9 protein-coding genes are annotated in these 11,748 nt (G+C 48.1%); 4 read left to right on the top strand and 5 right to left on the bottom strand.

All coding sequences use genetic code 11. The annotated features are described in order from the left end of the window. Positions 1–2,264: P-loop ATPase, Sll1717 family (locus tag HF984_RS06115; protein WP_168614801.1), on the bottom strand; the 2,264-nt coding region annotated here is incomplete at its 3' end. Further along, positions 2,264–5,149 carry a class I SAM-dependent DNA methyltransferase gene (locus tag HF984_RS06120; RefSeq protein WP_343947384.1) on the bottom strand — a complete coding sequence of 962 codons (2,886 nt, stop codon included), beginning with the start codon at positions 5,147–5,149 and terminating at the stop codon, positions 2,264–2,266. The genes HF984_RS06120 and HF984_RS06115, both read right to left, overlap by 1 nt. 306 nt (positions 5,150–5,455) lie before the next feature. On the opposite strand from HF984_RS06120, the gene HF984_RS06125 reads away from it, so the two are divergent. From HF984_RS06125 to HF984_RS06135, 3 genes are all read left to right on the top strand, one after another. Then, on the top strand, positions 5,456–6,181 hold the full coding sequence (locus tag HF984_RS06125; protein WP_168614802.1) for a hypothetical protein: 726 nt from the start codon (positions 5,456–5,458) through the stop codon (positions 6,179–6,181). Between the two features lie 58 nt (positions 6,182–6,239). Further along, positions 6,240–7,430, top strand: a complete 1,191-nt coding sequence (locus HF984_RS06130; RefSeq protein WP_168614803.1) for an AMP-binding protein — start codon at positions 6,240–6,242, stop codon at positions 7,428–7,430. 126 nt (positions 7,431–7,556) lie between these two features. After that, positions 7,557–8,477, top strand: coding sequence for a 1,4-dihydroxy-2-naphthoate polyprenyltransferase (locus tag HF984_RS06135; RefSeq protein WP_168614804.1), 921 nt, complete (start codon positions 7,557–7,559; stop codon positions 8,475–8,477). An 81-nt stretch (positions 8,478–8,558) separates the two neighbouring features. Here the strand turns inward: HF984_RS06135 and HF984_RS06140 are convergent, their stop codons facing one another. Further along, complete coding sequence (locus tag HF984_RS06140; protein ID WP_168614805.1) at positions 8,559–8,837, bottom strand: DUF4229 domain-containing protein; 279 nt, start codon at positions 8,835–8,837, stop codon at positions 8,559–8,561. A gap of 61 nt (positions 8,838–8,898) precedes the next feature. On the opposite strand from HF984_RS06140, the gene HF984_RS06145 reads away from it, so the two are divergent. Then, positions 8,899–9,321, top strand: a complete 423-nt coding sequence (locus tag HF984_RS06145; protein WP_210729606.1) for a PLD nuclease N-terminal domain-containing protein — start codon at positions 8,899–8,901, stop codon at positions 9,319–9,321. 40 nt (positions 9,322–9,361) lie between these two features. Here HF984_RS06145 and HF984_RS06150 read toward each other — a convergent pair whose 3' ends face one another. Both HF984_RS06150 and HF984_RS06155 read right to left on the bottom strand, forming a co-directional pair. Continuing rightward, positions 9,362–10,471, bottom strand: a complete 1,110-nt coding sequence (locus HF984_RS06150) for a hypothetical protein (protein WP_168614806.1) — start codon at positions 10,469–10,471, stop codon at positions 9,362–9,364. Between the two features lie 57 nt (positions 10,472–10,528). Beyond that, a complete protein-coding gene (locus HF984_RS06155) occupies positions 10,529–11,626 on the bottom strand; it encodes a hypothetical protein (RefSeq protein WP_168614807.1) in 1,098 nt (365 codons plus the stop codon). Positions 11,627–11,748 lie beyond the last annotated feature (122 nt).

The following is an 11,748-nucleotide window of genomic DNA, read 5'->3' on the forward strand; positions in this document are numbered from 1 at the left end:
GGAGCAACGGTTCTTCCGGTATGGCTTGAGGTTATTTGTAGTGATTTAATCCTCTTATTTTTGCCGCTGGTGGGGCCGTTGTCTAGTTGGTGGGGTGTGGGTGTGTTCCTACTTTTGAATAAGCCTCTTTGTATCAACCAGTTTATTATATCTTCAAATTCTTCATCATTTTGAATATATTCCCGCAGCTCATTTTCAGTATTTGTAGAGGGGATGCTAATAAGGGACACAAACACTTCCTCTAAATCAAAATTTTGAGATACACTTTCAACGAGCAAAGCATCAATTGCAAAAGTAGAGTAATATTCTTTTTCCGCATACTCAATATCAGCCGCTGTAACCATTGAATGATTTCTGTTAATTGCAGTTGTCAACGCAGAATTACCAAGAAAAATAATATCTCTAGGACGCGGTAACGAACGCCACAAGAAATAATCTCTAGTTTTTAATCCATGGACTTCTTCCGTAAAAAGTTCCGTCCACATACTCGCCGCAGATACCTTACCCCCACGGTTCGCGACATATCGTTCTTCCAATACTCGAATTAAAAGGTGTTCATCTCTCCACTGGACCATTTGATAATTTATCTTATCTGGTTCACGAGCATACTCTTTCAAAACATTATAAATATCTGCTCTAACAAAAATTCCTAAGGTTACATTAACTGCAGGAAAATTAGTACGTTGTTTTTCGAATTCTTGTTCAATCTTATTTGAAGCACCAATTAAAGCTAAAATGAAATATGATAATTTAGAAAAATCAGCGCCGCTCTCCCAGGTTTTATCTAAGTTATCGACCAATACGGCTATTCGACCAAAATCTTTTGCAGACTTTCTAAGTCTCTCGTCATGGATGCCCCTCCACGCAGTATTTAACGCTATAGCTGCATCCTTTATCTTATCCTTTGACTGTACATCCAGAATAATGTCATCTATTCTGGTTGACATATCAGATTCAACATCTATCCTTAGCAGATCAAGTGATTTTTTCAATTCTTCGTATGCTGGATTACCACCACTCTTTGCTGGCAGGCTATCCAGATACTTAAATAGAGATATTGCAATCTCAGTTTTAAGCAAATACCCCCACAAAGCTTTCAGAAAAAATTCTCTTTCAGCCGTATCAGCAAAATTATTAAGCAGATTAACTAAAGCTGCCAGATCATAAGAGCTTGGTTTAACTGGAACTGTCAGTACTCTTTTATCTTTCTTAAGTTCGTTAAGAGTTTGGAACATAGTTGCAGTCTTCCCAGTTCCTTTACGTCCAACGAATATTTTAGCCCGCCCGGAATAAACAGCTTCAAATTCATTTGTCCTTACGAAATAATTTTCGAGGTTATTCGCTTCATTCTCAGCTACATAATCACCAAAAGATCTAAATGGAAGTTCTATTTTTAAATCAAGACTACCCAACCGACGATTCGTTCCAGGTTGAAGCGGAAGATCATTCAGCCATTGCTCAGTATAATCGACTAGCTCAGAGGCCTTAGTGTATTCGTAAAATAGTTCTCTATAATCCAGTGCGGAAACAACACCTTTTTCACCAACCATCAATGTTGGGATACCTAGCCCAACGGCAAACCCCGCCAGCAAACTTGCTTTAGCATTATAAATTTTTGCTCCAGTTCGGCTCTCTTTTAATATATGGAATATACATGCAGAAGACCGATAAATATTTCTAGTGTAATAACGGAGATCTCCCTCCAAACGATCAGTTAAAACTAGATGGTTTAGGTTAGTCTTAGTTTCTAGTAGAGACTGCAACCTTTCTGGACCTGAATAACTCATTGGAACGCTTGGTGCAAAGACAGCATTTTCTTCACGAGCTTTTGCACTCGCAATAAAAACATCATACAAAGAATTAGTCTCAGAATATAGAAATTCATTAACTAAAGAATGTAATTTTGAATTATTTCCCTGATACCTAGACTGGCCTATTGTATCGAGAAATTTAAATTCCTCGATATTTGATTTTACTTCATCATCAGAATCGTCAACAGCAATTAATACAGGTTTATTTTTAGTAATCGAGTACCCGACTTCAAACAATACATTAAAATTTAAATCACTGATTTCGGCAACCACATACTCAGATTTATCTATCTCTTCTTTTATTACATCGATGATAATTTTTCCGTCAACGGTCATATCTTCCCAGTGTCTTGCATCTATTTTTTGCTTATTTAAACTGGAGACTACCTCACGGCAAGTTTCAGCCCTGAGCTGGTGCTGACCTGCATACGCAAAAAATGTTCTTTTATTCATTATTTGGTTGTTTCCTTTTCATTCATATTAATATATCCATCAATCAATACTGTACGCCGCTGTAAGTTAGAGTTACAGGACTTTGGAACACCAAACGCCTTATCTACCAGACGGTCCAGCTTCTTGTGGGCGTCTATAAGTCCTTTATCCATCGCCAACGGGTTATACATATCCGCCAACGAACGCGTACCACCCGCACGCTCAGCAATAGCCTCACGAGCAGACAGCACACCCCTACCAGCCTCAATAATCTGCTGACGCAACTTAGGCTCCACAGCCGGTAAGGGAAGATTATTCCAAACAATAGTGTTAGAGAAACTTAAATCGGACTTCAACCTGCCGCCAATAGCTCGTTGCCAGGTCATAAACATAGAAGAGCTAATGACTGCAAAAAGGAAACCGTCAGGATCGATAGCTGTATAGACCTTATCGCCAGCAATTACATCAGGTGACAAAAGAGAAACCGTATAAAATAAACGATTTTCAGAAACTACACGCGGAATACCTATGTAGTTAGTCATAGGACGGTTCTTATTGGGGCGCATGAGGTGAGGTATATCCCGCAATTTATAGGCATCACCACCGGGAGTCTGTTGACTTCTCCAGCTTCGGTTTTGCTCAATACGCTTCTTAAGAAAAGAGCTATTTTCGATATCCGAAGGATCTACGTCTTCTAACCACAGACACCAGCGATCAAGACCTCGTACAAGCTCTCGTCCCATGCGAAAAGGACGAAGATACTTACTTGCCACTGGATCGGCAGAAACTTCATCGTATTCATCAGCTTCGACGATAAGATTGCCACCATCGGTCGGCTGACTACCTTTGTTGACTGGCGGCAACTCAGGACTCAGCGGCTTCGACCTCTTCGTAATCAGCACATTCGCGGCGTCCGATAGGTACGCATTGATGCCGGTCTTTACCTTGAGCTCGTTGGTCTCTCGAGTAGACCAATCGTATTCAAAGAGTCTCTGGCGTACAGTCTCATCGCGTGTATAACCAGTAATCACACAGTGCACCGCAGCCTTGCCGGGCGCGTCCGAACTCCACGGGAAAGTACGGTAAGCAAACTTGATGCGCCACCCATCACGGAACAAAGGACCAAAAAGCGCCGGGACAGCCTGACCCTGAGAAATTGAATTAGTAGACACAAACGCGAACTCGCCCTCACGGTCGTGCGAGCGGTCAGCCCCTGTCTTGAAGAAATCAGCCGCTTTCTTAAACCACGCCGTCACAAAGTCCAAGTAACCGTCGTAGTCCTTGCCCCAGACAGCCTTCATCGCAGCCGTCTGCTCTTTAGTCTTAGTGAACTGCCCAATGAAAGGCGGGTTACCAAAGATAAAAGTCTTACCGGAAGTTTCAGGAACCTCCTTACGCCAATCCAACGCGAGCGCATCCGCATGCACAATACGCGCCGTGGTTTTAATAGGCAGACGTACAGGGGCATCACCCAGCTGCTTTTCGAGATAACGATCAGCCTGGAACTCGGTTAAGAACATAGCAACCTCAGCGATACGCGACGGCCACCAGTTAATCTCAAACCCGTAGAACTGCTCAATAGACAAACGGGTGCCCAAAGTGCCGAGCAACTGAGTCTCGCCACCTTCTCGGCGGTTCATCTCAGCCAACACATCAGTCTCAATCTCCCGCAACTTGGCATAGGCAACCTGCAAGAAATTACCTGAACCGCAAGCAGGGTCAACAAAGCGCATCTCCGTCAAAGAGTCCAAGAACTCTGCGAAAGCCTTACGCGAGGTGGATTTAGAAGCAATTAGACGGTCAGCCTCAGAACGCAACTCGTCGAGAAAGAGAGGACCAATCGTACGCAGAATATCCGCTTCGGTGGTGTAATGCTCACCGGCGGCACGACGTGCTTCACGGGATTTCACCAGCTGGAACATAGACCCAAAAATCGCTGTTGAAATACGAGTCCAACGGAAACGACACGCATCCAACAAGGCTTCGCGCATTTCAGCGTCAAAATACTCAACGCGAGTGCGCTCAGCGAATAGCCCACCATTCACGTAAGGGAATTTCTGAATAAGCTCCGGCACATTGTCGCTCATACGCCGACGCTCAGAGTCAGGAGTATTCAAATAATCAAAGAGAGCTGAAATCTGCGTGCCCAAATCAGAACCATCAGGCTGTGTGCGTCCCTCAATAAAACGGTAGAAAAGATCGTTCTCCCAGAGTCCGGCATCATCACCGAAAAGCAGAAAGAGAACACGCGTCAGAAAGATAGATGCACGCTCAACAGCCGCTTCTTCTTCACCACGGTTATCTGCGGCGTCCTCCCCTACCGGGTTATCAGCGTCATCCCCCACCAAAGACTGATACAGGCGAGCCATAATCTTAGACGCCTGAATAGTCGCCTCTACCTCTTCACGCTTTTCAACCGTCTCCTGACCAGCAATGAACTTGAGCTGATCAACATAATCTGGCAATTCTTCGAGAGTAAATTCCCACGTTTCATTAGTTGCCGAATTAGTCAGAATAAAAGACCAAAAATTACAAGTAATAATAAATTTGGGCCACTCGTGTTCAGCAATAGTGCCACCGGCAAGGTAATCATCAGCCTGAGCAGCGGCTTTAGCCAAATCTTTATTGACAGACTTCTGTTCAACCAACAGCATGCCCGGCCAGAAAACATCTACCCACCCGCGATTATTGGTGGACGCACGTTTAGCTTCACGTTCAAAGAGCAACGTGCGTTCATCCGAAATACCAAAGCATTTAAGCAAGCCAATCCAGAACTGCTGAGTGAATTGCTTTTCAGTGGCTCCTCCCCCACTTGTTGCTACCTCATCGAGCCTCGCCACCCACGAATTTGCAAACTTCTGCAACTCGCTTTTCGCGTAGGAACGGTTAAACAAATGGGTAATCACAGGTGGAAGCCTCTCACAAGAATTGGAATAGCAAGCATAAGTTTAGTTATACGCGTCATACTTATTATGTTTATGACGAGAGTCTTTAAAACATTTCGTGTAATTTATGGGGCTTTCTCCCCATTGTTCTGTTGATGACTTCAAAGTTATACACTGTGCATAGAACCAAACACTTCCCAGCAGGTGGTAACTATGGACTCCGCAATCAACAACCAAACAGGCCAGCTAGAACTAGCGTCCACATACACTGAACAGTCTCGGCCAACATCGGGCATGCATACATGTCGAAACAATAGCTGTACGGCCGTGGCGCGCTGGGTAAAAGGCAGCGGTCGAGGAACCAACGAACCATTTTTTCGAGCTAAACATGATGAGGGTTGCGATGAAGCCACCAAGATTCACGAACAAGTTGGAGAACTCTCAGAAAATGGGCAACGATACACCGAACAGCCCGACGTCATTGAGCCAAATTTCTATGACTATCTTATGAGCGCCAGTCGGATATCTACCCTCATCTCAGCAGACGAAGAGAGGGTAGATAGTGCTTCAGCCACCGGCGGTAAAAAATATCAAGAGATTGAGGGCGCTAAAAAATACAGTTCTCGTCGTATGAGTGTTGTGCTCAAAAATCTAATCCGTGCCGAAGATATCTACGACAACCAGAAGTTTCAGATGACTCGCGCGAACGGCGACCCCATTACTCTGCCAGGACATACAGCCATCAAGTCGTTTGATGAATTAGACCCTGCTGATGTGCGGAAAACTTTCATCGTGTGGGGAGCATTGCAAAAGTGTTCTTTTAATAACGGGATACTTTACTTCAATAGTGGCGACAGGCAAGATCCTACAATCTGCCTCAAGGCGGGAGACGAAAAGCTTTCGAGACGAATACTAGAGCACTTCAAAATTAGTCGAGGTAAGACATTGTCTGACTTTTATGTCATTGGTATGGGCGTACTTCGTTACACCGCTGCGGGTGGGTTCACCGTTTGGGTGGATGACTACACGAAGCTATGGGTATCTCGCTCATAACTACCTGTCATCACGCCCTCGGTTAACACGCCCTTGTTCCCCCGCTTAAACTAAAACCATGGACTTCTCAACGCTCACTCCCACACCTGCCCCGCGCGCTGTTCCCAGTACCGCCGTGGTTGTGGGTGAGAATCTGCCCGCCGATGCGGATACCATGTACGACGCGTTCACCCGCGCCTTTGCCGCAGACACACTCGACGAGCCTGCCCTCGTGGTCACCACCTCCGGGTCTACCGGCAAACCCAAGCAGACCGTGCTCACCGCAGGCGCCCTGCAAGCGTCCGCGCAGGCAACCGCCGACACCACCAGTTCCCAGGGCGCGCAGTGGATGCTCGCGCTCCCCCTGCACTACGTAGCGGGCGCTCAGGTGGTAGCGCGCAGTGCTTTCGCCGGCGTCCGCCCTGTTATAACGCGCTCCATCACGCGCCACACACCGTTCACACCCGAAGACTTTCTAGCCACTGCCCAGCGCATGCACCCCGGCGCGCGGATGCTCTCGCTCGTGCCCGCGCAACTACATACGCTCCTTGACTCTCACAACGAACAGGTGCTGTCAGAACTCCAATCCTTCACCGCTCTTCTGCTCGGCGGGGCACCGGCGTCCGCGCGCCTGCTCAAACAGTGCAAAGACCTCAACGTCAACGTAGTCACCACATACGGCAGCGCCGAAACCGCTGGCGGATGCGTCTACAACTCCCGCCCGCTCACCGGCGTCCGTATCGAAATTCAAGAGCCTGATGAGCAGGGAGTAGGACGCGTGTGGTTAGGCGGCGATACCCTCGCCAGCGGCTACCTCAATGACGCCGAGAAAACCTCAGCCAGTTTCTTTCAAGATACCCACGGCAACCGCTGGTACCGCACCGATGACCGCGGCTCTCTCACCAACAGCGTACTGACCATTGAAGGACGCGCCGACGATGTGCTGATTACCGGCGGCATCAAGGTTTCTGCCCGAAAAATCACCGAGCGACTCGAAGAGCATGCTGCCATCCGTGAGGCAATCGTGACGGGTATCCCCCACCCTAAATGGGGTCAGATGGTGGCGGCGATGGTGACTCTAACTCCCGGCGCATCAGCCCCGCAGAGCCAAGAGTTCACCGATTTTGTGGCGTCCGCCCTCGGCAAGCCAGCGGCACCAAAGGTCATTGAGGTCTGCGAGCGCTTTCCGGTAGCGTCCACAGGCAAGCCTGATCGGCGCGCGATTCACCAGATGCTGGCGCAGGCTGCCGCAGCAAAAGATCAGCTCTAAGAGCACCGAAACTAGCGCGATATCACGCTCCTCGATACCCTGCACGCTATCCCGTTCAAAGTAGCAACGGTGTAAGCTAAAAGTTTGGTATACCCGTAAAGTTTTTACTCAGGAAGGACGCGCTTAGTGGCAACACCGGCTCAATGGATTGAGGGGGCGCGACTGCGCACTTTGCCCCTTGCAGTTGCCCCTATTATCGCGGGATCTGCTGCCGCGTACGAGATCGGCAGATTCGATTTTGCGCGTGCTTTTCTTGCTTTTTTGGTGGCATTCTTCTTGCAGGTGGGCGTCAATTACGCCAACGATTATTCGGACGGCATCAAGGGCACTGATGAGGTTCGTGTTGGCCCGTTGCGCCTGGTGGGTTCGGGAGTTGCCTCTCCTAAGTCCGTTAAGATGGCTGCTTTTCTCTGCTTTGGTTTGGCGATGCTGGCTGGCCTGTGGCTGGTAGTGCTCTCGAATCAGTGGTGGTTCTTAGCTATTGGTGCCTCCAGTGTTTTTGCGGCGTGGGGTTATACCGGCGGCAAGCGTCCTTACGGCTACATGGGCTTGGGCGATGTTTTTGTCTTTATCTACTTTGGTCTTGTGGCAACCCTAGGTACGCTGTACACGCAGGCTGCGCATCTGACGCTGAGCGGCATTATCTTTGCGATTTCGCTGGGTCTAATTTCTTGTGCCCTGCTGATGGCTAACAATGTGCGCGATATTCCCACCGACATTGATGCGAACAAGTTGACGCTAGCGGTACGCTTAGGAGATCGAAATTCCCGCCTCACCTACGCAGCCGAAGTTATTGTTGCGCTTGCTCTCGTGTTCTTCTTGGTGCCGCAGAATCCCTGGTACATGCTGGTGTTTATCTTGGTTGCGCCCATTGTGCACTCTTGCATCGTGGTGCTCTCAGGTTCCACCGGTCCGGCGCTGATTCCGGTTCTCAAACAGGCTGGTTTCATTGCTCTTATCTTCAGCCTCCTTGTAGCTGTTGCTGTCTATTTAGGAACCTTTGATCTTTTCGCTGATCCCGTCGTAGATCCCTACTCCATCGGCTAAGGCACCTCATATATATAAAAAGGTCGCTCCGGCAAGTGCTCCGGGAGCGACCTTTTTGTATCTGCGTCAGAACGCTACATCTTATTCCTGAGAGAACTTTGAATCCACGTAGGCGTCTTCAATCTCTCGGTTGGTTTCTTCTTCAGAGCGCTTGGTTGAGCTCTTCTTACGCTTGAACAAACGAGCCATGTCTTCGCCCGCCGCCACGTGCAGACGCGGGAACCCCAAGTAGCACGCCGCCAACGCGATAATGACAGCAAAAATAGCTGAGAAGACCAGACCGATTTTCAGGAACATGCACAGGATAAAGACCAGTAGCATGATTCCAAAACGTAGCAAAGTGTATTTGAGAAGATTCACGCTTATCAGTTTAGCGGTTTTGCAGTTTTCAGGGCGTGCCGTCTATGCCACACTTGAGACTATGGGTAGAGCTATTTTGATTATTGGTGCAGGCGCCGCGCTGATCGGCATTATTATTTACGCGCTCATTGACTGCGCTCGAACACCTGCACCGCACGCGCGTTCACTGCCAAAACCTGCCTGGCTTGCGATTATTCTGCTTTTTCCTGTTATTGGTGCTCTTCTTTGGCTCTTGATAGGACGCCCGCGCACCGCTGGCGGCGCAACCTTGGGTTCTCGCACCGCGTCTTCGCAGACCTTCAAAGCACCCGATGATGACGAAGAATACCTGCGCTTTTTAGACGCCAAAACTAAACGACAGCGCGCCTCGCAAGAGAATCAGCGTTCTGCACAGCAAAATCCCCAAGAACGCAAAAAACCGCGTCAAAAACCCACCGACGAGAACCCAACAGACACTACCGATACCGAGATTCCGGAATCCTAAATATGCAAAGAACCCGCTCAGGAGCGGGTTCTTTTTGTATTTAGCGTTTGGCCAAAAATACGCCCTGGCCGTGGCTCTGAGCTTCTTGGATTTCGCGTCGTTTTTCTTCAGTCTTCTCTCTTTGCATCAGCTTAATACGGCTCACCAGCAGACCTGATAACACGGTAATTAAAATGCCTATAACGATCGTTGGTGTCTGTGTTGAAGAAAAGAAAAGAGAAACCCAGACACCATAGCCAATGAGCAGCACATTTGCAATCGCGATAGAGAAGACTTGGCGTCCGATAGCTCGAGAAGTATTGTGGCTCAATGAACGAGCGTATGAGACAGGGTTCCCCCACATTCTCATGGGTGTCTCTTCTGAGACTTCAATGATATCTAGCGTCATATTCACGATTGCTTTGGTTTTCTTATCTGAAAACAAGGCCCGTTCATACAGCGTAGCGATAAACCGGTCTTCCCATTGTTCTACTGTCAGTTGCTTGCCCGTCGAAAAATTCCATAATTTATTTTCTTCATAGTGTCTATAAGCCCAGAAACAGACAACTCCGCACACAAAAATAGATATGGAATGAGCAACAGTGGGAATACCTATATCGAAGATTCCAGCATCATGGTCAATAGCTTTATCTAAGAGGTAGACAGCCAAAATCATAGGCAGAAAAACTATCAACGCAGGCTTGAATCCAAACCGTCGCAAAATGGCAATATAGGCGATATAGACGCTGGTAACCACGCTTCCGGCGTAAAGGGGAATAATTGCCCAGGTGATAACCGAGGCATCGTATTTTTCGATAATGTCCAATAACACGAAAAGAGCACTGAGCGCTGCTGTAGCTGCCGTTCCTATCGTCAGCGGCAGGTAGAGTCCGTCAGAGAGTTTATCGAAAGCGCGGCGCCCGTATATCTGAAGGTCGAGTACAGCATTACGCGTCCACACGTGCGGATCGCCGTGCAAATCCTCTAGGCTCTTGCCTGTTGTCTGAATTTCGTACAGTAAATTACGTAATTCATTTTCAATATAAATATTTTTGACTTGGCTACTGAACATATCGTAGGCAACGACTTGAATCCAGTGAACATCCGATTCAGGATGCGTACTGGCATCTTCCAGTTCATGTAAAAGAGTACTAAAAAATTTGGTATGCATTGGGGGCTTTGCAGGGTTAGATCCAGAGGTGGGGCTTCTCTAGATAGGGCTTGTTTTCTAAAAGAAGTATTCGATTCCATCGAGAGTATGAGCACGCGGGCTCTTTCTCGCTCTCCACCAGATAACCGCTCTATAAGCTGTCACAATGACGAGCGCGCTGAGGAGAAGAAACGCTATTGTCTCCGGCCCGGAGGCAACTTTCTCGAGCTGTCCTTTGTTGAAATCGTGAACAATCCAGGCGAATACTGCGCAGTGTAGGGTGAGGATGCCCAGCAAAATAACCTGACGGAGAATAGGTAAGGACGGGTTACGGTCAAGTGCGCGCGCATACGAAACTGGGTTGCCCCACAGGTCGATGGGACTCTCACCGGTGCGCTCAATTTTTTGATGCACCTGGTTAATTTGTTCTTTAGCGCCGCGGTCGCCGAGTGAGCCTCGTTCGTACAGAGTGGAAACAAATTCTTCTTCCCACTCTTCTGGGGAAATAACAAAGTCCAGGTCGGCTTCTTGCTCGCGTAATTCGTTGCGTCGCCAATACACCAGGGCAGCTAACGCGAAGTAGATGAAGATGGCGATAGCGTGCCAGCTGGTAGAGACCGAGGTGGCAAGAACACCGCTGGGGTTGATGCTCATCCACCAAGCAACATAGATCACCAGCATGGAGGGGATGATAGTCACACATGCTCTTGCGAAGCCTGCCCGTCGCAGCACGGCTATATACGCCATATAGGTTGTGGTTGCGACGGTTCCTAAGAAAAGAGGCGACAGCATCCACCAGAGGTAATCAGTAGCGTACTCGCGTATGGTGTCTCTCAGCGCAATGCACAGAGTAAACGTTGCCGTTATCAGAAGACCCCAAAAGATGGGGGTGTAGTGGTTATCCGGCTGACGGTCGAAGGCTCTGTTGCCGTTTTGTTTGAGACGGATGGCAGTGCTGTCTGCCCAGTCCTCGGGATCGCCGTAAAGATCGTACGGAGCCGTATTTTTGGTACGGATTTCATCGATAGTGCCGCGAAGCGTATGACCGATGTTGATGTTTTTGACGTTACGAGATACCAGGCGTAAATAGGCGTTGTGCAACCACTCCGTGGAGCGTTCGTCGTCGCGGACATCGTGCAAAGCAGCTTGCAAAGTATCATGAAAATAGATAGGCATAGCGCTAGCTCGCTGCTCCTTGGACGATAGTCAGAAGTATTTTCAGGGGAAAACTTCCGATGTGGTTACTACAAAGTAATATCCTATACCGGCACTATATATTATGAAGTATAAGCCTACTT

The sequence above is a fragment of the Rothia terrae genome (assembly GCF_012396615.1).
Classification (GTDB): Bacteria; Actinomycetota; Actinomycetes; order Actinomycetales; family Micrococcaceae; genus Rothia; species Rothia terrae.